The sequence below is a fragment of the Halorubrum persicum genome (assembly GCF_002727125.1).
GTDB classification, from domain to species: Archaea; Halobacteriota; Halobacteria; order Halobacteriales; family Haloferacaceae; genus Halorubrum; species Halorubrum persicum.
This window is the reverse complement of the sequence record NZ_NHOA01000060.1, coordinates 1-24,408: the sequence shown is the minus strand read 5'-3', so window position 1 is coordinate 24,408 and position 24,408 is coordinate 1. Positions and strand designations below refer to the sequence as shown.

Annotated in this window: 20 protein-coding genes, 2 tRNA genes and 1 pseudogene; 12 read left to right on the top strand and 11 right to left on the bottom strand. The window is 65.2% G+C overall.

Annotation, left to right across the window (positions count from 1 at the left end; all coding sequences use genetic code 11):
• Positions 1 to 149 precede the first annotated feature (149 nt).
• Complete coding sequence (locus DJ69_RS08670; protein WP_099255250.1) at positions 150 to 1,067, top strand: NAD+ synthase; 918 nt, start codon at positions 150 to 152, stop codon at positions 1,065 to 1,067.
• A gap of 6 nt (positions 1,068 to 1,073) precedes the next feature.
• On the opposite strand, the gene DJ69_RS08665 is transcribed toward DJ69_RS08670, so the two are convergent.
• Entirely contained in the window at positions 1,074 to 2,525 is a 1,452-nt protein-coding gene (locus DJ69_RS08665) for a M28 family peptidase (protein WP_099255249.1), read from the bottom strand.
• Positions 2,526 to 2,616: 91 nt separating this feature from the next.
• Between DJ69_RS08665 and DJ69_RS08660 the strand changes: the two genes are divergently transcribed.
• Positions 2,617 to 2,687 (top strand) — tRNA-Gly (locus DJ69_RS08660).
• A gap of 149 nt (positions 2,688 to 2,836) precedes the next feature.
• Here the strand turns inward: DJ69_RS08660 and DJ69_RS08655 are convergent.
• A complete protein-coding gene (locus DJ69_RS08655; RefSeq protein ID WP_099255248.1) occupies positions 2,837 to 4,249 on the bottom strand; it encodes a KaiC domain-containing protein in 1,413 nt (470 codons plus the stop codon).
• Between the two features lie 121 nt (positions 4,250 to 4,370).
• On the opposite strand from DJ69_RS08655, the gene DJ69_RS08650 reads away from it, so the two are divergent.
• Positions 4,371 to 5,198 carry an NAD(+)/NADH kinase gene (locus DJ69_RS08650; protein WP_099255247.1) on the top strand — a complete coding sequence of 276 codons (828 nt, stop codon included), beginning with the start codon at positions 4,371 to 4,373 and terminating at the stop codon, positions 5,196 to 5,198.
• Positions 5,199 to 5,250: 52 nt separating this feature from the next.
• On the top strand, positions 5,251 to 5,928 hold the full coding sequence (locus DJ69_RS08645) for a TVP38/TMEM64 family protein (RefSeq protein WP_099255246.1): 678 nt from the start codon (positions 5,251 to 5,253) through the stop codon (positions 5,926 to 5,928).
• Between the two features lie 271 nt (positions 5,929 to 6,199).
• On the opposite strand, the gene DJ69_RS08640 is transcribed toward DJ69_RS08645, so the two are convergent.
• The 3 genes from DJ69_RS08640 to aspS all read right to left on the bottom strand — a co-directional run bounded on the left by DJ69_RS08640 (position 6,200) and on the right by aspS (position 8,811).
• Entirely contained in the window at positions 6,200 to 6,934 is a 735-nt protein-coding gene (locus tag DJ69_RS08640) for a DUF4382 domain-containing protein (protein WP_099255245.1), read from the bottom strand.
• A gap of 1 nt (position 6,935) precedes the next feature.
• Positions 6,936 to 7,250, bottom strand: coding sequence for a hypothetical protein (locus tag DJ69_RS08635; protein ID WP_099255244.1), 315 nt, complete (start codon positions 7,248 to 7,250; stop codon positions 6,936 to 6,938).
• A gap of 256 nt (positions 7,251 to 7,506) precedes the next feature.
• Entirely contained in the window at positions 7,507 to 8,811 is a 1,305-nt protein-coding gene (gene aspS / locus DJ69_RS08630; RefSeq protein WP_099255243.1) for an aspartate--tRNA(Asn) ligase, read from the bottom strand.
• A 528-nt stretch (positions 8,812 to 9,339) separates the two neighbouring features.
• Here aspS and DJ69_RS08625 point away from each other — a divergent pair.
• Positions 9,340 to 9,651, top strand: coding sequence for a hypothetical protein (locus DJ69_RS08625; RefSeq protein ID WP_099255242.1), 312 nt, complete (start codon positions 9,340 to 9,342; stop codon positions 9,649 to 9,651).
• 25 nt (positions 9,652 to 9,676) lie between these two features.
• Here the strand turns inward: DJ69_RS08625 and larC are convergent, their stop codons facing one another.
• Positions 9,677 to 11,113, bottom strand: coding sequence for a nickel pincer cofactor biosynthesis protein LarC (gene larC / locus DJ69_RS08620; RefSeq protein ID WP_099255241.1), 1,437 nt, complete (start codon positions 11,111 to 11,113; stop codon positions 9,677 to 9,679).
• Positions 11,114 to 11,318: 205 nt separating this feature from the next.
• Between larC and DJ69_RS08615 the strand changes: the two genes are divergently transcribed.
• Positions 11,319 to 12,485, top strand: a complete 1,167-nt coding sequence (locus DJ69_RS08615) for an inorganic phosphate transporter (RefSeq protein ID WP_099255240.1) — start codon at positions 11,319 to 11,321, stop codon at positions 12,483 to 12,485.
• Between the two features lie 54 nt (positions 12,486 to 12,539).
• On the opposite strand, the gene DJ69_RS08610 is transcribed toward DJ69_RS08615, so the two are convergent.
• Positions 12,540 to 13,208, bottom strand: a complete 669-nt coding sequence (locus DJ69_RS08610) for an undecaprenyl diphosphate synthase family protein (RefSeq protein ID WP_099255239.1) — start codon at positions 13,206 to 13,208, stop codon at positions 12,540 to 12,542.
• Positions 13,209 to 13,298: 90 nt separating this feature from the next.
• On the opposite strand from DJ69_RS08610, the gene DJ69_RS08605 reads away from it, so the two are divergent.
• Complete coding sequence (locus DJ69_RS08605) at positions 13,299 to 13,829, top strand: hypothetical protein (RefSeq protein WP_099255238.1); 531 nt, start codon at positions 13,299 to 13,301, stop codon at positions 13,827 to 13,829.
• 422 nt (positions 13,830 to 14,251) lie between these two features.
• On the opposite strand, the gene DJ69_RS08600 is transcribed toward DJ69_RS08605, so the two are convergent.
• A complete protein-coding gene (locus DJ69_RS08600; protein ID WP_099255237.1) occupies positions 14,252 to 15,244 on the bottom strand; it encodes a hypothetical protein in 993 nt (330 codons plus the stop codon).
• A 158-nt stretch (positions 15,245 to 15,402) separates the two neighbouring features.
• On the opposite strand from DJ69_RS08600, the gene DJ69_RS08595 reads away from it, so the two are divergent.
• Complete coding sequence (locus DJ69_RS08595) at positions 15,403 to 18,897, top strand: Eco57I restriction-modification methylase domain-containing protein (RefSeq protein ID WP_099255259.1); 3,495 nt, start codon at positions 15,403 to 15,405, stop codon at positions 18,895 to 18,897.
• A 415-nt stretch (positions 18,898 to 19,312) separates the two neighbouring features.
• On the opposite strand, the gene DJ69_RS17870 is transcribed toward DJ69_RS08595, so the two are convergent.
• Positions 19,313 to 20,194: a hypothetical protein gene (locus tag DJ69_RS17870; RefSeq protein ID WP_144050411.1), complete on the bottom strand. Its 882-nt coding sequence runs from the start codon at positions 20,192 to 20,194 to the stop codon at positions 19,313 to 19,315.
• A 456-nt stretch (positions 20,195 to 20,650) separates the two neighbouring features.
• Entirely contained in the window at positions 20,651 to 20,896 is a 246-nt protein-coding gene (locus DJ69_RS08580; RefSeq protein WP_099255234.1) for a helix-turn-helix domain-containing protein, read from the bottom strand.
• 194 nt (positions 20,897 to 21,090) lie between these two features.
• Between DJ69_RS08580 and DJ69_RS08575 the strand changes: the two genes are divergently transcribed.
• Both DJ69_RS08575 and DJ69_RS18340 read left to right on the top strand, forming a co-directional pair.
• Positions 21,091 to 21,645, top strand: coding sequence for an SWIM zinc finger family protein (locus tag DJ69_RS08575; RefSeq protein ID WP_218962307.1), 555 nt, complete (start codon positions 21,091 to 21,093; stop codon positions 21,643 to 21,645).
• A complete protein-coding gene (locus DJ69_RS18340; RefSeq protein ID WP_180271768.1) occupies positions 21,642 to 22,508 on the top strand; it encodes a hypothetical protein in 867 nt (288 codons plus the stop codon). The genes DJ69_RS08575 and DJ69_RS18340 overlap by 4 nt, the downstream gene beginning before the upstream one ends.
• A 29-nt stretch (positions 22,509 to 22,537) precedes the next feature.
• Here DJ69_RS18340 and DJ69_RS08565 read toward each other — a convergent pair whose 3' ends face one another.
• Positions 22,538 to 23,641, bottom strand: coding sequence for a tyrosine-type recombinase/integrase (locus DJ69_RS08565; protein ID WP_099255232.1), 1,104 nt, complete (start codon positions 23,639 to 23,641; stop codon positions 22,538 to 22,540).
• A gap of 142 nt (positions 23,642 to 23,783) precedes the next feature.
• Here DJ69_RS08565 and DJ69_RS08560 point away from each other — a divergent pair.
• Both DJ69_RS08560 and DJ69_RS08555 read left to right on the top strand, forming a co-directional pair.
• Positions 23,784 to 23,867, top strand: a tRNA-Ser gene (locus DJ69_RS08560).
• 395 nt (positions 23,868 to 24,262) lie between these two features.
• Positions 24,263 to 24,408: pseudogene (locus DJ69_RS08555) on the top strand (superoxide dismutase); the annotation flags it as partial.

The following is a 24,408-nucleotide window of genomic DNA, read 5'->3' as shown; positions in this document are numbered from 1 at the left end:
GACGACTATGAGCCATCGAACCGACGCCCGTACGTGTCGGCCGGACGCCCGCGATCCGGGGTCCGTTCGGATCGCCGGAACATCGTTCGCTTCGCTCGGGTTCTCCTCGGGCGGATCGGTCCCAAGGCGGTCGTTCGGGGGGCGGACCGATGGGTGACCCGCAGCCGACCGCGTTCGAGTCGGAGACCGTGCCCGACCGCTCCGCGGCCCCGGCGTCGGGGACCGCGGATCAGCGGGACCGTGCGGACCTCGCTGACGGCACCGAATCGCTGGACACACCCGACCCGGCCGCGGAGCGCGAGCGGATCCGGGCGTTCATCCAGGACGCGGTCGCGGACGCGAGCGCGGACGGGGTGGTCGTCAACATGAGCGGCGGCCTCGACTCGACGGTCACGGCGGCGCTGGCGGTCGAGGCGCTCGGGGCCGACCGCGTGTACGGGCTGATTCTCCCCTGTAACAAGGTCGGGGCGCCGCACGCCCGCGACGCCGAGGCGCTCGCGGACGCGCTCGGGATCGACCACGACACCGTCCACCTTCAGCCGCTGTTCGCGCAGTTCGGTGCGGTCGCACCCGACCGGTTCGACCTCCACGACGAGCCGATTCGGTCCGGGAACGCGATCGCGCGGCTCCGGATGGCCGTGGCGTATCTCGCCGCCAACGCGACGAACCGGCTCGTCTGCGGGACGACCAACCGGAGCGAACACCTGCTCGGCTACGTGACGAAACACGGAGACGGCGCCGCGGACCTGCTGCCGCTCGGACACCTGTACAAGACCGACGTTCGCGCGCTCGCCGAGGAGCTCGACGTGCCCGCGTTCGTCGTCGAGAAGCCGCCGACCGCGGGGTTTCTCCCCGGACAGCGCGACGCCGACGATCTCGGCGCCCCGTACGACGTGATCGATACCGTGCTGCGGCTGGCCGTGGATCGCGGGCTCGACGCGGAGACGGTCGCCGAACGGGTCGCGACCGAGGCCGACGCGGAGACGGTCGCGGAACTGCTCGCGCGCCACCGCGCGACGGCGCACAAGCGCGCGCCGCCGCCGATGCCGGAGGGCCGCGGGAACTGACCGGCGTCACTCCCACCCGGCGGGCCACAGGTCGGCCGCGCGCATCCCCGTCTCGAAGTCGGCCTCGCGGAGCGCGGCGATCAGGTCGCCGCGGTCGAGCCGATCCACCTCGCGCTCGGGGGCCGCGAACTCGGCGACGAGGAGGGCGACGAGCATCGCGTGCTCCCGAACGTTGCGGTCGTCGACTTTGTCGCGGGTGTCCGCGTGCGTGTGCCCCCATCCTCGTCCCCGGTCGCCGGAGTCGCTGTGGAGCTGGAGCGCCGGCACCCCGCGCCGGACGAACGGCCACTGGTCGGAGAACGGATGCGGCTCCGCGTCCACCGTGATCGGGTGATTGGCGCCCACCGACACGGCGTCGGCGACCTCGGCGGCCGCCTCGGAGGCGTGCGCAAGCGCCACGAGGTCGCGGAACCGCCCCGCGCCGTCGACGTTGACCACGCCTCGGATCCGGTCGAGATCGAGCCGCTCCGCCAGTTCCTCCGCGCCGAGGAGCCCCACCTCCTCCGCGCCGACGGCGACCACGTCGACGCCGATCGGGAGCGCCGCCTCGGCCAGGATCGCCGCGGCGGTCACGGCGGTCGCGATCCCGCAGCCGTTGTCGAGCGCGCCCTCCGCGATGTCGTGTGCGTCGTAATGCGCGAGCAGAAGTAGCCGTTCGTCGGTTTGCGGACCCACGTGACCGACCACGTTCCGGCTCTCTCCCGGCTCGGTCGTCGCCTCGACCGACAGTTCGGCGGTCACCGCGGAGTCGCCTTCCGTCGCTCCGCCTCGCCCGTCCCCGCCGCGACCGTCGACGGCGTACTCCCGGAGCCACGCGCCGGTCTCCTTCGAGACGCCGACGGCGACCGCGTCGGCCTCCTCGCCGAACGTCAGCGACCCCGTGGGCGGGAGCTGGCCGTCGAGGTGGTTGACGAAGATGAACCCGAGCGCGCCCGCGTCGACCGCGTAGCCGAACTTCTCCATCCGGTGGACGAACCGGCTCCCCTCCGGGGTCGTCGTCGACGCGACCGCGATCCGCCCCTCGACCGCCCGCTCGTCGATCTCGGCGGGCGTGCCGTAGCCGACATCCACGAGTTCGCCGGTGACGCGTCCCGCGGGCGAGTACGGCAGGGCGATCGCCTCGAACTCGCGGGTCGTCGCCGCGCCGTCGCGTCCGGGCGCCGTCAGCCGGAGCGTCGCGCTCTCGCGCTCCCAGGCGGCCATCTCGAACGGCCTCGTCTCGATGTCGGCGAGCCCCGCCCGCGCGAACGCGTCGGCGACGATCGCGGCGGCTCGGCGCTCTCCCTCGCTGCCGGCCATCCGGCTCCCGAGCGCGGTCAGGTTGGTGAGGAAGCGCCGCGGCTCGTCGTCGGTCCACGTTCGGCCGAGCGCCGGCGCCAGGGCGGCGCGTCGCTCCCGGACGCGCTCGATGGCCGCTGGATCGGCCGATACGTCCGTCTCGTTCGGCTGTGAGTGCATGGAGACGACTCCGTCGGCGGCGGGTTAAGGGTGTGGCTCCCGGCACCCGAAACGCTACGTTCAAGTGTGACGATTCGGTACGTTCGAGTGCGCACCGTTGGTCCAGTGGTAGGACATTAGCTTCCCAAGCTAATAGCCCGGGTTCAATTCCCGGACGGTGCACTCCCGACTGACTACGTCAGTCGACGGTTGCCTCCCTTGGGTCGGCAAACTCACTTCGTTCGTGCACCGTCCGTTGTCACGCTCGCTCCACTCGCGTGACTCCCGGACGGTGCATCTTCTCGTGTGGCTCTGTCACGGCGAGCGCCGGGTTAGAAGATGTTCGCCTGTCCGTACACCGAGATGCCGGTGTCGGTGATCTCGTACGGCTTCGACTGCCGCGAGTGATTCGCGTCGCGGATCTTCTGGATCTCGACGGCGAGACGCGTCTCGCGGAAGTCGGTCCCGCGGATGTACTGGAGGACGAACACCCCGTCGGTGAGGTACTCGACGATCCCGTGGCGAGAGGCGAAGGGGTTCTGCTCGCTCGCCTCCGAGGTGAGCAGGGTGGTGACCCCGGCCTCCTTCAGCGACCGGGTGAAGCCGAACACCTCCGAGCGGCGCTTCGCCGGGTGGTCGTACATCATTTCGAGCAGGGAGACGGAGTCGAGCACGAGCCGGTCGGCGTCGAAGTCGGCGATGAGCCGGGTGAGGTCGTTCCGGATCGACGCCAGCGAGTTCGCCATCTCGATCGGGTCGATAGCGACCACCGCGAGTCGGTCCTCCGCCGCGTGCTCGCGGAACGACCACCCCTTCTCCTCGGCCGTCGAGAGGATCGACTCGCGGGTCTGTTCGAGGGTGATGTACACCCCTTTCCGACCGGCTTCGAGCGCCTGGTTGAGAAACTGGAGCGCGAACGTCGTCTTCCCGGTCCCGGCGCCGCCGATGACGGACAGGAGGGAGCGGCGCGGGACCCCGCCGAGGATCATCTCGTCGAGCCCCTCGATCCCGATGTCGGTGCGGTCGATCGACGACTCGAACTCGTCGGGATCGACATCGAACTCCGAGGACGCGTCCCCGCCTTCTCCGCCCTCGAAGTCGCCGAAACCGACATCGTCCGGCCCTCCCGACGCCCCCGCCGCGTTCCCCCTGTAGCCGCCGAAGGGGTCGGCCGAGCCGCCTCCGGTCGGCCCGCCGCTCTCGGCGCTACCTCCCCCCTCGTCGAACGGGTCGTCCTCACCGAACGACTCCCCGCCGAACCCCCCGGATCCCGTCGGGTCCGCGGTGTCGCTCCCCGTCGATCCGCCGTCGAAGGGATCCTCCCCGCCGAAAGAGCCGCCACCGAACGCATCGCCGCCGGACGTATCGGCTTCGGACGCCTCGTCTCCGAACGCGCCACCGCCGAACGGGTCGTCATCGGCGGCGACACCGCTGTCGGGGGGCTCGCCGTCGGAGTCGTCATCCCCGAACTCGTCCGCGCCGAGGCCGCTATCGACATCGCGCGAGGAGTCCCCCTCTCCCTCTCGGATCCCGCCGAACGGGTCACTGTCCCTCTCGTCGTCGCCTTCGTCGTCCCGCTTCTGGCTCCGTTCCCCGCCGGCTTCGTCCTCGCCGCCCGCCTCGTCGGGTTCGGCGCCTTCCCCGCCTCGGTCTCCGCTCGCCTCGTCCCCCTCCCCGTCGTCGGCCGCATCGCTGTCCGCGTCGTCCTGCAGCGCGCGCTCGAACCAGTCGTCCTCCTCGCTCATGGTTCCAGTCGGCCGTGGGGGGTCGACATGGTTCAGGCAAGGCGGGCCGACGGCTTGAAACTTTCCGGAACCGCGGTCCGATGTCCGCATCCTTTTGTCCGGTGGCGAGAATCGGTGGCGCATGGAGGTCGGAATCGTGGCTCGGAAGGGAAGCGAGCGCGCGGTCGCCGTCGCCAACGAGCTGCGCGACGCGGTCGTCGGCGCCGGCGCATCCGTCTGGCTCGACGCGGAGACCGCCGACGCGCTCGACGATCCGGAGGCCGGCCGGGCGGTCGCCGCCCTCGCTGACTGCGACCTCGCGGTCGCGGTCGGCGGGGACGGGACGTTTCTCTTCGTCGCGCGGAACGCCGAGGGCACCCCGATCGTCGGCGTCAACCTCGGCGAGGTCGGCTTTCTCAACGCGGTCCCCCCGGAGGCGGCCGAGGAGGCCGTCCTCTCGGAGGTCGCGGCGTTCGACCGCGGGGAGATGGACGTGCGGGAGGCGCCGCGGCTCGCCGCGCGGACCGACAGTTGGACCTCGGTCCCCGCGGCCAACGAGATCGTTATCCAGAGCGGGCGACGCGGTCCGGGCGCCGGGATCGACTACGAGGTCCGCGTGGACGGGAGCCGGTACGCCGGCGGCCACGCCGACGGCGTCCTCGTCGCGACGCCGACCGGCTCGACGGCGTACAACCTCTCGGAGGGCGGGCCGCTCGTCCACCCGGGAGTGAGCGGGCTCGTGGTCAACGAGATGGTCGCCGAGGAGGGAATGCCCCCGCTCGTCGTCGACGCCGACGCGACGGTGACCGTGACGGTCGAAGGCGTCGAGGAGGCCGTCGTCGCCAGCGACGGGCGGAACGTGACGACCCTCACCGCACCGACCGAGGTGACCGTCGATCGAACGACTCCGCCGATGCGGATCGCCGGCCCCCAGTCCGACTTCTTCGAGGCGCTCGGGAAGCTGTCGTGACTCCCCGGAGCGCTCCACAAAGCGTTTATTGCCCGAGGAGACACCATCGCTCGTGAACCGTCGAACCGGGGCCGTCGGGTACGTGCTCGCGGGCGTCGCGCTGGCCGCGATCGCGTCGGCCGCGTGGGTCGTCTCCCCCGAGGTCGTGCTCGGACCGCTGACGTGGCTCGCCGACGACCCGGTCCGATTCGGCGCCGCGCTGGTCGCGCTGACGGCGATCAGGCCCCTCCTCGCGTGGCCGACGACCCTGCTCGCCGTCGTCGCCGGCTTCGGATACGGGTGGGCCGGACTCCCGATCGGCGTCGCCGCGATGGTCGCGACCGCGCTGCCGCCGTACTGGCTCACGCGGGCCGGGCGCGTCAGAGCCCGAGAGGGGTCGCGGATCGCCGATCGGCTCTGCGGCGCCGGCGAGCGGCTTGCCGAGACCACCGGCGGCGTTCGGGCCGTCACCGCGATCCGGCTGCTACCGATCCCCTCGGACGCCGTCTCGGTCGCCGCCGCCGGGTCCGGGATCCGCCTCCGGTCGCTGGCCGTCGGCACGGCGCTCGGCGAGTTTCCGTGGGCGGTCATCGGTGTCGCGATCGGCGTCTCCGTCGACCGGCTCGCGTCCGGCGGCGTCGCCTCGATCGACCCGACCGCGATCGTCGCGATGGCCGGCCTCGGAGCGCTGTTGCTCGCCGGACCGCTGTATCGGACAGTCGTAAGCGACCGCGCGTCGCCGACCGCCTGACCGGCGTTGGCACTACGCGCGTCGACGTGGTGCGTCGTACCGAACGAAAACCCGACCGTCCCGCCGCGATCGACGTGACGGGACGGTCGAACGGGTCGTGTGCCTCCGACGGGGGACCGATGCCGACGTGCATTCCCCTGGTCCCCGAATCCCGGGACCGCTCCCAGCCCTGACCCCGAAGCCGTGGCCGCCGATGGCCGGAGCGGATATCGCCCGGCGACCGGACCGCGGCTTCAACGGGGGACCGTGGGGGAACGCGATGCGCCGCTTTCTACCCGGTCTCGTCGGCGCTCTCGTTGTTGTCGTCGCTCTCGCCGCCGTTCGTCTCCACGTAATCGACCTCGATCCCGCTCGGAACCGGTCGAAGGAGGTATCGCCCGTTGCCGCGCCGGACCGGAGCGAAGTCGGCGGTGAACACCGTTCGGGTGTTCTCGCGAACGTCGAACTCCGCGTTGAACGTCAGCGGGGCGTTTCCCGGCCGATCGACCTGAGCCTCGTCGCCGCCCTCCAGCGTGCCCTCGACGCCCGAGATGTCCAGCTGGAGGAATCGGTACGTCCCGACGGACAGCTCTCGCTCGTCGATCAGCTGCGTCTCCCCGTTCTGGAGCTGAACGAGGTCGGCGTCCTGCGGCTCGTCGAACTCGTGATACTCGCGGCCGGAGGGGTCGCCGTCGCCGGCCTCGTCTCCGTCATCGCCGTCGTCGGTCTCGTTGCCGTCGGCACCGTCCGTCGGGGCCTCTCCGTCCGTCGCGTTCCCTTCGTCAGTCGCGTTCCCGTCCGCGCCGCTCTCGGCGCCCTCCGGCCCGAGCCAGATCCCCTCGACGGTGACCACGAGCGACTCGAAGTCGCCGATGTCGGCGGGCTGGTCGGTGACGGCGGTGGCGAGCGTCCCGGTCGCGCGGCCGACGCAGCCGGCCAGCCCGGCGGCCCCGAGCGCCGCGGCGCCGGTCGCCTGCAGGTAGGTCCGCCGGTCGAGCGCGTCGAGACTGGAAGTGGGGTCAGTCACGCTACACCCCCTCCTCATCGTCCGAATCGGGCCCGCCGCCGGAACCGGACCCGTCGTCGGTCCCGGTTCCGTCGCCGGCCACGTCGCTCACGTTCTCACCGAGGTCGTCGGCCTCCCCGGAGAGGAAGTCGTTCACGCTCTGCAGGATGTCCCCGACGAACTCCGGTACCTGCTCCGGCAGATCGCTCGGCGGCCCCGCGTCCCCCGGAGCGTTGTCCGGTCCGGGCGTCGCCGCGACGGCGCCGGCGGCCGCGCCGGTCCCGATCAGTACCACCGTGGCGAGCGCCACGAGCAGCGTCGTTCGGATCGCGTTCATGACGGGTTCCGCTCGGGGCGCTGTCTGCTTTAATACCCCAAGCGGTTTAGCCGACTTGTGCCCGATTTAATTCGGTTTAGGCGGCGGGAACAGCGCCTCGACGGCGGTTCGGCGAGAACGGCGCGCTACTTATAAAAGAATGCGTCGGGTGGCCACGCGCGGTGGCTCGGCCGCGGACCGGATCAGCGAAGCGCGTCTGCGCGCGACGGCCGGGGCGCCTCGGGTGGGGCTCCGGCCCTGCGGGGTGTCGACTCGCTCAGGGCTCCAGCCGGTTCGGGTCGCGCGGGAACATGATCGCCTCCTTGATGTTGTCGAGGTCGGCGACCTTCTGGACGAGGCGGTCGATCCCGAGCCCGTAGCCGCCGTGGGGCGGGGTGCCGAAGCTGAGCGCCTCGATGTAGAACTCGAAGTTGGCCGTCTCGACGCCCTCCTCCTCCATGACCTCGACCATGCGGTCGACGTCGTGCTCGCGCTGGCCGCCCGAGGAGAGCTCCTGCCCCTTGTAGATGAGGTCGAACTTCCGCGAGGCGATGTCGTCGCCCTCGACGTCCTGCATGTAGTAGAACTTCTCGTCGGGGTAGCCGACGACGAAGAACGCGGGGTGGCCCTGTTCCTCGAAGTGCTCGCCGAGCAGCTTCTCGCCTTTCGTGTCGAGGTCGGTCGGGTCGTCCGGGAAGTGTCCGAACTCGGTTTCGAGGATGTCGAGCGCTTCGTCGAAGGTGATCCGCGGGAAGTCGTCCTCGGGTACGTCGAGGTCGACGTCGAGCAGGTCGAGCTCGCGCTCGGCGTTCTCGGCGACCGCACGGAGCGCGTGGCGCAGCGACTCCTCCTGAACGTCCATCACGTCGTCGTGGTCGTCGATGTACGCGAGCTCCACGTCGAACATCGCGATCTCGGAGACGTGTCGGGAGGTCGCGAAGTCCTCGGCGCGGAACGCGGTGCCCGTCTCGTAGACGGCCTCGTACCCCGACGCCATCAGCATCTGCTTGTACAGCTGGGGGCTCTGCGACAGGAACGCGTCCTGGTTGTAGTAGAGGATCGGGAACAGCTCGGCGCCGCCCTCGGCGCCGCCCTTCGAGATGAGGGGGGTCTTGATGTCGACGAACCCCTCGTCGTCGAACCACTCCTCCATCGCCGTCATCAGCTTCGAGCGGAGGGTGAACACCGCGAGCGTCTCCGGTTTGCGGAGGTCGAGCGCGCGGTTGTCGAGCCGAGTGGAGAGGTCGACCTCGATGTCCTTCGAGATGTCGAGCGGGAGCGGCGAGTCCGCCTCGTCGATGACCTCGTACTCGGTCGGCGCGATCTCGACGCCGCCGGGCGCCTGATCGCTCTCCAGCGGCTCGCCGACGACGCGGACCACGTCCTCGGCGCCCACGTCCTGGACCGCCTCGAACAGCTCCGGTTCGCGCTCCTCCTTGAAGACGATCTGGATGAGTCCCTCGCGGTCGCGCACGATGAGGAAAACGAGGCCTCCCAGGTCGCGGATCTCGTGGACGTGGCCGGCGATGGCGACCTCGTCCGCGTCCGGTTCGACGTCCGACGTGTGGATTCGCTCGATCATGACGGTGACTGCTTACGCGCAACTGGTCGGGCGTTCGTCATAGGCCTGTCGTCTCGCCCTCGCCGGAACCGGACGATCTGGGACATCTGCACGGGATTTGTGGTCGCAGTCGGGGTCGCCGCTCACGACGTGTAAGCGAACAGTTACCAATGCTCGCGGCCGCCACAGGTTTAATATCTCTCCGATAAACCGAGTCACCAACGGCGCGTTGCGCCGCCGGAATTCACGTATGACCCGCTTCCGTTCCGCCGCCTCGGCGTCCGCCGCCCTCGTCAGCGGCGCGCTCCTCGGCTGGAACGGCTACGGGATTCCGGAGACACGGTCCGTCCGCCCGACCGCGTGACGCGCGTCGGCTGGGGGAGTTCCCCGCGGGACGGACCACCGCCCGACTTCTCCAGCCGCCGCTGTGTCGCCCACCGACCGCCGGACGCGACCGTCCCCCCTCGCGAGCGTCGGGTCCGTCTCGGACGGAGCCGCGTTCGAGGCCGCGGACCGGTCCGCACCGCGTTCGACTCGCGGCGAGGGGTTATGGCAGCCGCCATTCACACGCAGACCGTGGAAGCGACCGTCATGGTGCGCGTCTCGCAGGCCGCCACCGGCGACCTCGTCGCCGGCGCCCGCGCGCAGTTGGAGCGCGTCGACGGCGTCGCCGTCGAGGACCTGTCGATCGCGGGCCTCCAGCCCGGGCTCAACGACACGACCGTCGAGGCGGTCGCGACCCTCTCAGTCCGGGGCGGGGACCGACCCGCCGATGCGTTCACCGACTGCGTCGCCGACCGGCTGGCGGACGGGTTCGGCGTCGAACCGGAGCGCGTCGAGCGCGTCGACCCGCCGGGGTGACCGGAGCGGTCTCAGCGGGTAACGCCTACTCGCCGATCCGGTCGCGTCCGTCCCGCTCCGCCCGGCGGACCACGTCCCGGATCGGCAGCCCGGTCGCCTCGGCGACCGCGGCGGCGTCGTCGTACTCGGCGCTCACGTCGTACACGTCGCCGTCGACGGTCGAGGCCACCTTCACGGTCACCTCGTGCTCGTCGCCGTCGACCGAGACGACCGCCGTCTCGAAGTCTCGTTCGGCGATCCACCGGTGGCTCGCGCCCGACTGACGAACCCCGAGCGTGCCCGTCTCGCGAGCGAGCCGCTCCGCGACCGCCTCGGCGTCGTCGGGCTTGCAGATCACCGTCACGAGATGGCCCGGGCGGGACTTCTTCATCGTCGTCGGCACGATCGTCACGTCGCGCGCGCCGGCGCGTTTGAGCGTCTCCTGGAGCCCGCCGAGCACCTCGGGGGAGGCGTCGTCGAGGTTCGTTTCGAGAACGGCGATGTCGTCGTGGACGAGGCCGCCGGCGCGGTCGTCGGGAGCGCGGGCGGCGTCGCCGCGTCCGTGCCGCTCATCTCCCGGCTCGTGCTCCTCGCCGACCAGCGCCCGGAGCACGTTCGGATACCGGTCAAACGTCGCGTCGCCCGCTCCGTAGCCGGCGGCGTCGAGGTCGAGGTCCGGGATCGCGTCGACGCCCTCGGCGACCGCGGCGAGGATCGCGGCGCCCGTGGGCGTGAGCAGCTCGCGGTCGACCGGCCCGCCGACCATCGCGAAGTCGGCTCCGGACGCGATTTCGGTCGTCGCCGGCGCCGGAACCGGGTAGACGCCGTGGCTCATCTCGACCTCGCCGCCGCCGGTCGCGACCGGGGTCGTCACGACGCGGTCGGGGTCGAGGTCGTCGAGGAGCAGCGCCGCGCCGACCACGTCGGCGATCGCGTCGTCGGCACCGACCTCGTGAAAGTGCGTCTCGTCGAGGTCGGTGCCGTGGACCGAGGCCTCAGCGCGACCGAGTCGCTCGAAGGCGTCGAGCGCGACGGACTCGACCGACTCGGGGAGACCCATCGACCGGACGAGCGTGACGACCTCGGGGTAGCTGCGGTGGACGCCGGCTCCTTCGGCGTGCTCGGGGTCATCGTCGGTGTGCTCCGCGTCGTCGTGGTCATGCGTATGACCGTGCTCGTGGGAATGGTCGTGCCCGTGCGTATGACTGTGTCCGTGCGCGTGGTCGTGCTCGTGGGCATGGCCGTGCTTATCCGCACCGGAACCGCCGGCGTCGTCGCCCTCCTCGTCGCTGTCGCCGTCGAGGACCACGTCGACGGTCGTCGCCCGGATTCCGTTTTTCGTCGCGTCGCCGACCTCGTACCGGACCGGAAGCCGGTCGCTCACGGGCGCGAGGGCGTCGGGGTCGGCGCCGGCCGCGATCAGCGCGGCGCAGATCATGTCGCCGGCGGCGCCGGTCCGACCGTCGAAAACGAGCGTTCGCATGTCTGACCGGAGGCAACCGCGAGACAAATACTCCCGGTATCCGACTCGCCGACGGACCGCTCCGTGTCCGAGCGTTCGACGGTCGTTTCGATCCCACCGATCGCCGGTCGTGGGTGCGTCTGTCGCGGTGTGAGCGGTCGTGGCTGCCGCCGTCCGGATGTAGAAACCTGTTCGTTTAACCCATCGTGTGTCGTTGTGGGTGTATATGGTTGAGGTCTTACTTCTCATCGGGTTCGTGGTCGCGGCGTTCGTCGGATACAACATCGGGGGCGCGACGACCGGGCCGGCGTTCGGCCCGGCGGTCGGCGCGGACGTGATCTCGAAGTCGGGCGCCGCGGCGCTGATGTCGGTGTTCTTCTTCATCGGCGCGGGGACGCTGGGACAGCGCGTCGTGACCACGCTCGGCGAAGATCTGGTCACCGGCGGAAACGTGTTCACCCTGGAGACGAGCATCGTCGTCCTCTTTTTCATCGGCGGCGCGCTGTTCGTCGGGAACTTCGCCGGAGTGCCGGCGTCGACGTCGATGACGGCCGTGGGCGCCATCGCCGGGCTCGGACTGGCGACCGGCACCCTCGATCGAGCCGTGATGGGTGAGATCGCCATCTGGTGGATCGTCGCGCCGATCATCGGCTTCTGGGTCTCCGGCGTCGTCGGGCGGTACTTCTACCCCGCGATCGACAGCTGGGTGGCGATCGAGAGCACCGACGGCGCGCTGTTCGAGGTCGACCGGTCGGGGATCGTCCCCAAGCCGGTTCCGGGCCCGAACACGACGCGCCGCGAGCTCGTCGGCGGCTTCGTCGTCATCGCGATCGGCTGTCTGATGGCCTTCTCCTCGGGCACGTCGAACATCGCGAACGCGATCGCGCCGCTCGTCGCGCTCGACAACGTCGAGATGACGCCGATGATCCTCCTCGGGAGCGCGGCGGTCGCGGTCGGCGCGTTCACGATCGCGCGCCGGACGCTCGACACGCTCGGCAACGACATCACCGACCTCCCGCTGACCGCGGCGATCGTCGTCGCCTGCGTCTCCTCCGGGATCGTCATCAGCCTCTCGGCGGTGGGGATCCCGGCGTCGTTCGTCATCATCGCGACGATGTCGATCGTCGGTCTCGGCTGGGGGCGCGCGACGCGGACCGTCACGGTCCGACAGGGGATCAGCGGCGAGAAGGAGCCGAAGGTCTCCGTCGGCGCGCTGAAGGCGGACGAGACGGGACCGATCGGCGAGGGCGACCCGACCGACATCCCCTCTGCGTCGGACCTGTTCAATCCGAGCACGAGCGCGCGCGTGGTGCTGATGCAGAACGTCGTCCCGATCCTCTCGACGGTCGGCGCGCTCGTCACGTTCACGGTGCTGTTCCGGTTCGTCTGGTAAGACCTCGACGCGCTCTCGGCGACGGGAACGCGGGAGCGCGTCGCCGCCCCGCGATCACCGACCGAACCGGCGCTGGCGGTCCTGAAAGTCGAGGACGGCGCGAAGGTAGTCGCGTTTTCTGAAGTCCCGCCAGTTCACGTCGGTGAAGTAGAGCTCGGCGTACACCGACTGCCAGATGGCGAAGTCCGAGAGCCGCTCCGCACCCGTCTTGATCACGAGATCCGGCTCCTCGGGGAACACCAGCCGGTCAGAGACGGCGTCCGCGTCGATCGACTCCGGATCGAGGCTGCCGGCCTCCACGTCGGCCGCCAGCTCCCGCACCGCGGCCGCGAACTCGGCCTTGCCGCCGAGCCCGACCGTGATCCGGATCGGCGCGTCGTCCGGTCGGTCGTCGCGCGTGCTCCGTCCCGAGTCGCTTTCGGGCTCGAGCGCGCTCCCGTCGCGCGTCGCGTCCTCCGGCCCGCGAACGACGAGCGGCCGAGGGGCGTCGACCTGCCGGAGTTCGCGGACGAGCGTCGGGACGACGGCGGCGTCGAGCACGGACACCGAGACGGTGACGCGCGCCGCGCCGTACTCGAAGGCCCACCCGAGCGCCGCCGAGAGGGTGTCGAACGCGCCGTCGGCGAGGAGGTCGCGCTCGGTGATGACGATCGCGACGTGCTCGGGCGGGTCGCCGTCGTGGAGGCGGTGGCGGACGGCGAGGTACGTATCGTACAGACCCACGCCGGAAGGTCCCACTGCGGAGTATAAAAGCCCCGTCACCCGGAACGTCGCGACGAGGGGTTTAATTCGCCGTCGGCCGTAGCGATGTCGATGGCAGACAGCTACCGCGGGGTGTTCGGTGCGATCCCCTACGCGATCCGCGAGACGGAGTCGTGGACCATGCGCGTCTACGGCGTGATCGGGGCGCTCGCGGCCGGGCTGATCGCGACGGTGGTCACCCTCGCGCTCATCGTCTGGATGGCCGAAACCGCGGAGGTACAGGGTGGGACGTTCCTGTTCTCGCGGTCGCTGTACGTGATCGCCGGCTTCGCCGCGGTCGCGCCGCTGCTCGCGCCCCTGCTGTTCGTCGCTCGCCGGCACCGCCGCGGCGACCCCGTGAAACCGGGATACGACCGGAAGCTCGCGTACGCCGGCTTCCTGTTCCTCCTCTCGCTGTACGCCGGCATGATCATCTCCGCGCCGGCGGAGCTCCGCGACCCGACCGAGTCGGTCGTCGTCAGCGCCCTCTACGGGCTCCCGCGGGTCGCCGGCGTCGTGCCGCCGATCCTCGCCGCGCTCAGCGTGTTCGCGATCCACTACCGGCTTCGGGGGACCGCGGCGACCGACACCGACACCCCTTAGTCGGACGCCCCCGACGGTCCGGGTGCGGTGGGATGGCAGAGTGGCCCATTGCGCCTGCCTTGAGAGCAGGTGATATTATTCCGCCCTGAGTCTCGTGCAATACCCCGTATTCCGGCTTCTACCCGATGCTTAGTTTACGGTGCCATAAAAAATAGGTGGTTGGATAAACTGACCTGATTAGTTCCTTCCTTTACTTTCTTCTCGAAAGAAAGAGGTTCTACTCGAAATGAGAACATGATGGGGACAGTTTGCTCTTTAGGAGACTGTTGTTAAGGGGGACGACTGACCGTGTGGAGATTCTGGAAAACACTACGACGCCCGGACGGAGAGCGAGAAACGAGAATTGCGCCGCGAGGCGTTCGAGATGACCGGGGACTGACTCGATGAGGCGGCGAGAGTAGCCGACTGAGTCCACCAAACCGCTACGATTCACCCCCTGATTTCGTGTGGAAGGATGACGCGGAGTCGAAACTCGTGAGGTCGTCAATCCGGTCCTCTAACTCCTCGATTTCCTCTTGGAGGTCTTCGGTGTCCTCGTCGGCGGCGGCCAGTTGGTCTTTCAGTCCTTGGAGTCGCGTCTCTTTCTCGGCTTCATCCACCTCGGCCTTGCGGACGTACTCGCTTTCTTCAATCTCGTACAGGTCGGACTCAGAGAGTTCGGTCACGTCCAGTGCGTCGTCTACCTTGCTGGCGTCTACACTCGTCACGCGCTCTCTGTCGATGCCAGCGGCTTCCAGCGCGTTGAGAACCGTCTCCTCGTCTTTAAGCGAGCGATTCCGTCGCGTGGTCCGCTGGACCGAACCGAACTGCCCACTGACGGGCCGGTCGTGGTGGAGCCGGTCGAGCAACACACTCCGAACGTCCTGCCGGAGGTCGTTGGCGTTGCGCTGTACGTCCGAAAGAAGTGTGTAGAGATTCACCAGCGCCGGTGTCTCCATCCCGTTGAGGTCGGTCGGGTCGTGGCGTTCGAGGGCGTCAATCAAAAGCAGTGCATCGGAGTACACGGATACGTCCGGTTCCTCACGGTCAGCCTCGGCAGTCGCCTCCGCGGAGAGCTGTGCCTCCACGAGTGGCGAGCCGGTGGAGGTCTCGGTCTCGGTCAGCGTACTCTCGCGGTCGTTTAACTCGAAGCGCGGATGCAGACTCAACACCGTCGCATAGGGTTCACCGTCCGGTGGGAGTCGGTCAAGGTCGAAGCCATCGTGGGCATCGTTGACGCGCTGGAACAGCGTCTCGAACTGGTCGCGCTGGAGTGGGCGCGTCTCGTCTTTGTCCTCGAACTCGATGACCACGCGGTGTTCTTGCACGTCAGTCACGCGAAACGCCTTCCGCGAGAGCGGTGTGTAGAGGGTCGCGTCGTCGGCCACCTCCTCGACGTTATCGAGCAGGTTGTGCCAACTCGTACTGAAAGACATATGACAGCGTTGGCCTCCACGGGGCAAAAGACTGCGGACGATTCCGTGCGAACTCAGGCGGCGACTGCTCGATGAGGCCGCCGCGGTCAGAACAATTCGGGGTATTCCTCTACGAGTTCCGGTTGCTTTTATCACTCAAGGGGGAGAAGCCGAGGCAAATGTCGGACACCTCGCTACGAAGCCTCCATGACGCCTTTGTGACTGTCTCTGACGAAATCCGGCAGGAAGGAAGCGAGTTCGATTTCCGATTCAGTCTCGTGGACCACCTGTTTACCAACGCGCTGGACTGGTCACGGACAGTCGGAGAGGGTCACGTCAACTTCGAGGACGAGCGGAAAGACGTGCTGTGCTACGACGACAGTGACCCACCGTTCCCGGTCATCGTCTGCGAGACGAAACGCCCCTCTCACAACCTCGGACTGGACGACGTAGAGCAGTTGGAAACCTACATGAACGGAGTCGGGAGTGCCGACTACGGTATCCTGACCAACGGCCACGAGTTCCGGCTCTATGACTACGATGGCGACGACCGGGCCGTGAGCGTCATCGACGATTTCGAGGTAGATGCCGTCGCGGATACTGACTTCGAGGACCTGTCCGATGACCAGCGGCGTGCGCTCTCGGAACTGGAATCTCTACACCGCAGTCGATTCGTTGACCTCGGGGATGCCGAGTACTTCCGCGAGACGTATCAGGAAGTGCCCGTCCAGTACCAGCCGGGCACTGACGACGAGGGGTACGAACTGTTCTTGGACGCAGTCAAGGACTCGCTGGATGTTCTGACCGACGTTCTGAAAGAGTTCTTCGAGGATTACCGGGACCGCCCCGAGGATTCCTACCCGCGTTCGTTCCTTGATTCGACGTTCCCCGACTGGAAAGACTGGCGGGAGTACACCGGGCAGAGCGGGAACGCGAAAGAAGCCTTCTGCCGGGAAACGGCGTACATCATCCTGAACCGCGCACTGTTCGCACGTATCGCCGAAGACAAGGAAATCGTGGGCCACACACGTCTTTCCTCCCGAGGGATGGCCGATGCCTTGGACCGCGACGAAAGTCCGTATCTCGACGCGCTGATGGATACGTACGACGACATAGACGACCACTACCCGGACCTCTACGAACTCGGTATCTTCGACTGGTGGTGGGTCAGCCGCGACAAACGGACGAGTTTCGACTCCGATGAGAAGAAGCGACAGGAAGACCTCGAAGACGACCTCAACCACACGCTTGGGACCGTGCTAAAGCGGCTGAATCGCTTCGACTTCGAGTACGTCAACCGCGACATCCTCGGCCACGTCTACGAGGACTACCTCCCCAAGCAGGAACGGAAAGAACTGGGCGAGTACTACACGCCACTCGAAGTTGTCCAGTTCATGCTCGACTCGGTGGACTACCGACCGGGCGAGGGCCTTGGGGACAAGCAGGTGCTTGACCCTGCCTGTGGTAGTGGGACGTTCCTCACCGAAGTCACTGAGCGGCTCATCAAGCACTACGTGGACAAGTTCGGGAGAACGAGCGTTCATCGGCTCGAACCCGATGAGGCCCGCACGATTCTCGAACGAGTCGAGGAGAACGTCTACGGTGTTGACATCAATCCTTTCGCCGCCCACATCACTCAAATCAATCTGCTGTTCCGTACCATCGACCTCTACGACAAAGTGACCGAGCAGAACCCGGGCTACACGATGGACGGGTTCGAGATTCACGTTGCAGACACACTCTCGCCGACCCTCCTCGAAAAGCAAGACGGGAGCACGGAACACGAAGGCCAACAGTCAGCACTCCACCAGTTCGAGGAGTACAACGGTCGGGCGAAGTCTTTCATCGAGGACCGTAACGAGGTTGACCGCATCAAGGACGAGGAGGAGTTCGACGTTGTCGTGGCGAACCCGCCCTACGTCCGAATCCAGAACCTGAGTGGGATGAAAGACGAGTACTCGAAGCGATATGCGAGTGCAATCAAGAATTTCGACATCTACGTCCCGTTCATCGAGCGAGGATTGGAGTGGTTGAGCGAGGACGGGAAGTTGACCTACATTTGCCCCAATCGGTTGTTCACTAACGACTACGCACAGAAAATCCGTGAACAACTCACCGAGGAACCGATTGCTCAACTACTGGACTTCAAGGATACGGAAGTCTTTGACGCCGCGACGCCGTACCCCTGTATCGTTTCCGTAGATAGAGAGCAGGACCCGGATGACAACACGGTACAGTGTGCCCGGTTTGCAGATGAAAGAGAGGGGGTTCTCGAAGAAATTTACCACCTTGAACAGTGGGAGACACCGGATGACGTGACAGAGTACGACCTATTCCTCTATCCACAGCAGAATCTTCGAGAGGACAATCAGGATGACTACTTGGCCTCATGGAAGCCGATGCCTCAAGACGAACAGCGAGTCTTTGACCATCTGAAAACGTCCGCAGGTACTCGAATCAGGGAAATTTCAAAAGAAGTCTTCGTGGGGATACAGACGAGCGCGAATCCAGTGTACCTCGGATATGTCGAAGATAATCCTGACCAAGAAGTCGTCCAGTTCCGCGCCAAGGGCGACGACGAAGCCATGCCGATGGAACGAGACATCTTGCGTCGTCTACTCCGAGGACCAGAGATTGACCGATGGGGCGTAAACTGGGAAGGCCTGTGGCTCATTTTCCCCTACGAAGTTGAGAACGGCGATGCAGACATGATGACCGAAGAAACCTTGAGGGAGGACTTCAGCCATGCGTGGGACTTCTTCAAGGCACATGAGGATTATCTCAAGGACCGTAGTCTTCAGAACGAAGAACAGTGGTGGGCCTTCGGTCGGCGTCAGAACGTCGAGAAGATGGAACCAGACAAGATTATGACAAACATCATGAGCAGTTACAATCGTTTTGTCGCCGATACTGCTGGTGAATATTACTTTGTCGGCGGAGGAAACGCGGGAGGCTACGGAATCCAACTGCGAGATGAGTACGCCCCGAGTTCTGACGACCTGCTGTACTACGTCGCTCTACTGAACTCGAAGGTCTTGGAGTTCTTCCACAAGCACATCGCACCCATCTTCGGTGGGAAATACTACTCCTACAACAAGCGGTACTTGGAACCGCACCCCATCGTCGTTTCTGAGAACGCCCCGGACGACCAGATTGAGACGAAGGCCGAACAGATTACCGAGAAGCGGAAGGAGCGAACGGACCTCAAGTACCAGACTTCGGATGTTCGGAACTACCTCGAAGACTACGACCGGGATAGCACGGTTCTTGACCTCGTTTCGTCCACGAGCCTCGATGACGACGACTACCGCCAAGACCCGATTCGGACCAACGACAAGATGGAGGTCGATTCGAAGATGGTCTATCAGGTCGTGATGAAACGAGGCCACACGCTGGACTTCGAGCGCGAGGAGGTTCGGGACTTCGTCTTCGAGTTGCTGAAAGCGCAGGACAAGCGGCTCGGTCGCATGGAGATTCTGAACATGGACGTGCCGACCCGTGACGACGTGCTGGCGCTCATGGACGAGTACGAGTCCGATGAGGCGCGGATAGCGGAACTGGAAGCGGAAGCCGAGGAGTTGCAGGTAGAACTGGATGACGTGATTCTCCACGACGTGTACGACCTCGATGACGAGGACGTGGAGGTCGTAGAGGAGTTCTTGGAAGTCTGGTAGTGGCCTCCGGGTTCTGACCCACGGGGTACGATTCCTGAATCCAGAACGGTACTGAGTTTGGACGGGGACTGACTCGATGACGCGCCGGGCAGGACCCCGCAGTACCGTCGTGGTGTTGGCAGGAGAGTTCCGGGCTTCGCTCCTCGGCTCGCTTCGCTCGCCTGCGGTGCGATGCCGGGCGTCCTCACTCCGCCGGCTCATCGGAACTTGACTCGTGGGCTTTAATCATCAGAGGTGGGAGACCGGCGGACCATGGATGTAAATGGACAGGTGAGGATACCGACACTGTTCAACGCCCGTGGACACAGTACGCAGTGTAAACCCAGTCCGTGAGAGTAACAATTCTCTCTGCCTTCCTCCCGTCAGTACAACAAGTGTTCACGCCTTTATGTAGGGGGTGTCACACAGGTCCGTGTCAGTCCGATGATTCCATCACCGCGCCTTCATGTTCCCGTTGCGGACGTGAACGTTCTTCTTCCAACTCTTCCTGTACAAATGACTCCCATTTCTGCTCCGGTCGTGTCGGTAAGTCTCCCTGAACGTGCTTGTTGTAAACTTTAGTAATCTCTCCTTCATCGACGGGCGGATGGAACAGGTCTTCATCAACCCATCTATCAAACCACTCGTGCGGGTCGTCGCTCGGGAACTCCATCCGGTCTTCCGTGAGGGTGTTGTGGATTTGGAGGAACCGTGAGTCGTTGTTTTCGTCGCTCTGCTGAGGATGATAGACCTTGGACTTGTCCATCGCCTCTGCCTCGTTGTTAGCAACAACCGCGCAGACAACGAAAGCGTGTACTACTGATGTCCCGGTTACCTTCGAAGCGTCCAGTTTCATGAACCGGACAAATGCACGACGACGCTGATACGGCGGCAGGCCCAATTGAGATGCAAGTGCTTGGATAGTGTGTCGTTTGAAATCGTTATCGACGGATGGTGAGGAAGACTCAACGTCCTTTCTGTATCGCCACCAGTTATCCCGGTTATGATTCTGGAACCTCTCGAATAGATTATCTCCCTTGACAGAGTAAGAATAGAGAGGCGGAACCGCTTCAAATCTCCCCTTTTCCGTGCTTCCAATCACGTGGTCGTTGCTCATTTCCATCGTTGGCCGCTCAAGGAGTACGTCGTCTCGACGGTTCTCCGGTCGATGAGCCACGGCTTGTCCATCGTTCCAATCTCTGAACCGTTGTGGCTGGATTGGTTCGATTCGGTAGCCGGTCGGTACTTCAGAGTCAGCACTATCGACAGATTGAATTTCGACGCTCATGAGTCGGTGTTTTGGCAGTTCTTCGCTCACGCCGCACTCATCGGACTCTCACTGTTCAGACAGTCGTACGCGAGGCTACGCGGCTAACAACAGACAACCGGACACAGCGCAGACTGGTCACTCAAGCGTTGAACAGACAGGAAATGGAAACGGTCGGGGACGCCGCCAGCGAGGAACTGCCTTCACTCTAATGGAGGAGTCGAAGACTAAAAATTGCTTTCGATTCGTCTTTGACATCTTCCGCAGGCCGTCAACTGCAACCTGAGGTTGCGTTGACTGTCCATAGATACCGATTTTGAATATGGTGTGCGAGCCGAAACTCGCCGAGTCAGCGACCCTCCATGCGGCACGTTCCATCTCGTCGCTATCCGTGGAAACCGCACGCGCTGGTCAACCGTTACCCCCGAAATTCAGGCAAATCGCACCGACCAACGCGCGGTGACTTACCAATACTACACCCACACCCGGGGGCACTCATGTAATAACCTACGTCTCCCCCTTCTCCGCCTCATCGAGCCAGTACACAGTGTTCTTCTTACCAATCGTCTTGGCTTGGAGTCGTCCTCCCTCTCGCAGTGATTTGAGTCGCTTGTACGTGGCGCTCCGCCCAATTGACAACTGCTCGGTTACTTCGCCAGTCGAGAGCACCGGGTCGTCAGTCTCCCGAAAGAGTTGTAGAATCTCCTCGTCTGTCACCCGTGGCTTTCGCCCCGGTTTCGCGTCGTCGCTCATGCATGAGTGGAGTCGTGGCTCGTAGTTAACTGTTACCGTTAGCGGTAGTAACTGTGTTTCTGCACACGCATAGTGCGTACTCCGTTAGTTTTAACTTTGTTACCGCCAACGGTAGAAATGCGAAGGCGGCCCGTCTCTTGGGGCGTGACTCGCGGAAAACGCCCGGTGCTGGTACACCGGACGGGTGGTCTTCGGTGGAGCCAAAGACCATGAGACAGAACACCTCTGCGTCAGAAAAGCGTATCGTTGAGCAACTGGATTTCGGCCCGAAGACGGCCAAGCGTGTCGCGTGGGAAACGTGGGAACTGACGGTTGTCGGTCCCTACCAAGTCGAAGTCACCAACGCCAGTTACGGCTTCGAGAAAGACGACCACGCCTACGTGGTCGGTGTCGATGAGCGCGACGGCGTCCCGGTGCCCGCAGAGTGCGAGTGTCCGGCAGACGTTCACCGTGAGCGGGACTGCAAGCACAAGGTCGCGCTGGCGACGGTCGGCGGCCCGGTCGTGTTGAACGCGGCCCTCGCTTTCGAGAACGACGCCGCGCCCTCATCGGATGGACTCCCGGACAGCGCGACGACTGGGGCAGATGCCCTGAAGACGGACGGAGGAATCGCCGCTGTGGCGTCACAGTCCGATGAGTCGGCAGATACCTGCCCCAACGGGGACGAGCGATGCCCCGGCCCTGACGGCGACGACCTGCCGTGTTTCGACTGCTTCGAGGTCGCCGACGAGCGGGGTGATGCTCGATGACCGACCGCGAGACGCACGAGAACGAGGAGCGGACAGTCATCTGCCCGGTCGAAGGATGCGATGCCGAGAAGTTGGCCCGAGGGATGCACCTGCACGTCCTGCACTCAGAGGGCGACGGCCACGGTCCGAAGGGAGTTCTACCGGACGACGTGTCGCTGGAGGAGATGGTGACCGCCGGAACTGAGACAGTCGAGATGGAATACCCCACCGAGCGCGACACTGAGCAGGAGGCCCGCCTGTGCCCCTACTGCGGAGAGGCGTTCACGGGCAAACAGGGCGTGCTCATCCACCTCGGGCAAGTCGCCGGTCGGAAGAATCATCCCGATGACGCCGCGGAACGACACGAACCGCGGGACTTCCCTCGCGTTGGCGTGGACGAAGACGAGAACGTCGTCCGACTCATCGAGAACGACCCCGAAGACAGCGACCGCGCCGAAGGTCCGACGGTTCCCGCCGAGAGGGTCTACCGCTACATCGCCGAACTGCTCGCCAAGAACAAGCAGGGAGCGGCACGCAGGGCGCGTCGCCACCTGCTCGAAACTGGGGACCGCGAACAGCCTGCACTCCTGTCCCCAGTCTTCGAGCCTATTCTCGCCGAGGCTCGCCAGCACGAAGTCAGCGACGGCGTCACGACCGCACTCGAAGACGACGGCGTCCACGTCGAGGCGGGCGACCGCTCACCGACGCTGACAGCCGATGAGGCCCGGCGGCTCGCCGATGAGTTGGAACAGGCCGCCGAACACGAGGAGGGGCTGGACGACGACCTGCGCGGCCTCATCGAGTGGTTGCGCGACGCGGCAGGTACACTCGGCGGTGAAACCAGCGAGGAACGACGGTTCGGTGAGTTCCAAAACAACGAGTAGCGACGGCTACTGAAGCAAGCCCTTCCGGGTTACCCCATCTTGTCGAGCGCGTCGCGTCGGTCTTCGACTGGGGCTTGGTCGTACTTGGCCGTCGTGTTGATACTCTTGTGTCGGAGTTGTGATTGTGCCGCGGCGAGGCCTTCTTCTCGGGCCATGTACGTGCCCGTCGAGTGACGGATAGCGTACCACGAGAGGTCCCGGTCGATACCCGCCTCCTCGCAGACGGCATCGAGGACGTAGCGGAGTGACGACCCGCTGTACGGGTTCCCGTGGCGAGTGAGCCATAGCCGGTCAGTGTCGTCGTACTTCTCGTACAATTCCCGTTCTTCGAGCCAGCGTGCGAGGTAATCAGTTGTCTCCTCTCGAAGACTGACCGTCCAGTTGTCGGCGTTTTTCGATGATTCTTCCTCTGGGATACGGAGGACAGAGTTCTCCAAGTCTACCCAGTAGGTTCGTGCGCGTCCGACTTCGATGGGGCGCAGTCCCGCATCAAGTGCAGTGTGGATGATACTCGGGTACTTGAATCCGTTTGCCCGTCCCCAATCGTCGCGTGTGACTTCGTTCATGGGCTTGCTGAAGCGACGGGCGAGGTATCGTTTCCACTCGCGGCGCTCATCGGGGTCGAGCGCGGCGTAGGCCGGTACGCTACCGTATTCAAGTGCCGCCTCGCGGAGCCTTCGCCGCTCGTCGGCTGACAGAAAGTTACGGGGTTGACTGACGCCCGACGAGGACCGGACTTTCAGGTTAGGGTCCCACTCATCGGTGTCGTCCCTGAATCGAAAGTACGCCTTCAGTGCGAGTTTGATGTTGTGCAGGTACGACGACGAGTAGTCTTCGTCGGCCATCACACGTTCTTCGAGATAGGCGTCGGCGTCGTCGTGGTCAAGGTTGAGAGTGTAGCAGTCCTTGCGGTCCCACGCCCATCGGTGGAATTTGTCGAGGATGGAGGCATAGGCCTCGGCGGTGTCATCGGCGTAGCCCTCCAGTTTATCAGGTGCTTTCCCGCGCCGCGTGAGCCACTTGATGAGAGACTTGCGGTGGTTCTTGTACGCGACGAGTTGCCGTTCGTTGAGGTAGTCGCGCGAGGGGCCGGGGATGAGAACGATACCTTCAACTTTCTCGGGGGATTTCATGCGAATACACCCCTATGACGGACGTTTCCGGTGGTTTGAAGCCGATTCAATCGAGCCGCGATGGAACGAGCGTTCGTCATTTTGTTTACCGTCCAGAAGCCGAAATGTCCGGGACGGCACGGGTGTACCACTGAGATTTCTCGGTGGGGTGGCAGAGCGGCCTATTGCGCCGGTCTTGAAAACCGGTAGCCTCACGGCTTCCTGGGTTCGAATCCCAGTCCCACCGTCAGCGCGCGACGCACTTCGCGTCGCGCGCGTTTCGCACAAGAGATTCGAAGCCTGCGAGTCGCAGCGCCCGAGCAGAGCGAGGGCGACCGTCTCGCATCGGTTCGAATCCCAGTCCCACCGTCAGCGCGCGACGCACTTCGCGTCGCGCGCGTTTCGTCCAGAATGACGGGAACCCGTTCGCAGGTTGCCTCAGGGAACCGCGTCCAGATTCATCTCGGAGCGACGCCGAGCGCGACCCACTTGCTCTCACGAACTCGGATCGGCCTGAACCGCGAACCCAGCGCTCTCCGCCCGTGCTCCTCGATACGATGTCACGTCCGATGACGCGTGGTATCGTATGCCGCATTATCTTTAACAGCGTTCCCGAACACGTTATAGACAGGTGATACAACAATGAGCTACGAACTCGATCCGCTGCCGTACGATTACGACGCGTTAGAGCCGCACATTTCCGAGCAGGTGCTGGAATGGCATCACGACACCCATCATCAGGGGTACGTGAACGGGTGGAATTCGGCCGAGGAGACGCTCGAGGAGAA

Bases quoted from the DNA above. Each gene is read 5' to 3' on its own strand.
- DJ69_RS08670 (WP_099255250.1), top strand. From the start codon at position 150: ATGGGTGACCCGCAGCCGACCGCGTTCGAGTCGGAGACCGTGCCCGAC.
- DJ69_RS08665 (WP_099255249.1), bottom strand. From the start codon at position 2,525: ATGCACTCACAGCCGAACGAGACGGACGTATCGGCCGATCCAGCGGCC.
- DJ69_RS08655 (WP_099255248.1), bottom strand. From the start codon at position 4,249: ATGAGCGAGGAGGACGACTGGTTCGAGCGCGCGCTGCAGGACGACGCG.
- DJ69_RS08650 (WP_099255247.1), top strand. From the start codon at position 4,371: ATGGAGGTCGGAATCGTGGCTCGGAAGGGAAGCGAGCGCGCGGTCGCC.
- DJ69_RS08635 (WP_099255244.1), bottom strand. From the start codon at position 7,250: ATGAACGCGATCCGAACGACGCTGCTCGTGGCGCTCGCCACGGTGGTA.
- aspS (WP_099255243.1), bottom strand. From the start codon at position 8,811: ATGATCGAGCGAATCCACACGTCGGACGTCGAACCGGACGCGGACGAG.
- DJ69_RS08625 (WP_099255242.1), top strand. From the start codon at position 9,340: ATGGCAGCCGCCATTCACACGCAGACCGTGGAAGCGACCGTCATGGTG.
- larC (WP_099255241.1), bottom strand. From the start codon at position 11,113: ATGCGAACGCTCGTTTTCGACGGTCGGACCGGCGCCGCCGGCGACATG.
- DJ69_RS08615 (WP_099255240.1), top strand. From the start codon at position 11,319: ATGGTTGAGGTCTTACTTCTCATCGGGTTCGTGGTCGCGGCGTTCGTC.
- DJ69_RS08605 (WP_099255238.1), top strand. From the start codon at position 13,299: ATGGCAGACAGCTACCGCGGGGTGTTCGGTGCGATCCCCTACGCGATC.
- DJ69_RS08600 (WP_099255237.1), bottom strand. From the start codon at position 15,244: ATGTCTTTCAGTACGAGTTGGCACAACCTGCTCGATAACGTCGAGGAG.
- DJ69_RS08595 (WP_099255259.1), top strand. From the start codon at position 15,403: ATGTCGGACACCTCGCTACGAAGCCTCCATGACGCCTTTGTGACTGTC.
- DJ69_RS08580 (WP_099255234.1), bottom strand. From the start codon at position 20,896: ATGAGCGACGACGCGAAACCGGGGCGAAAGCCACGGGTGACAGACGAG.
- DJ69_RS18340 (WP_180271768.1), top strand. From the start codon at position 21,642: ATGACCGACCGCGAGACGCACGAGAACGAGGAGCGGACAGTCATCTGC.
- DJ69_RS08565 (WP_099255232.1), bottom strand. From the start codon at position 23,641: ATGAAATCCCCCGAGAAAGTTGAAGGTATCGTTCTCATCCCCGGCCCC.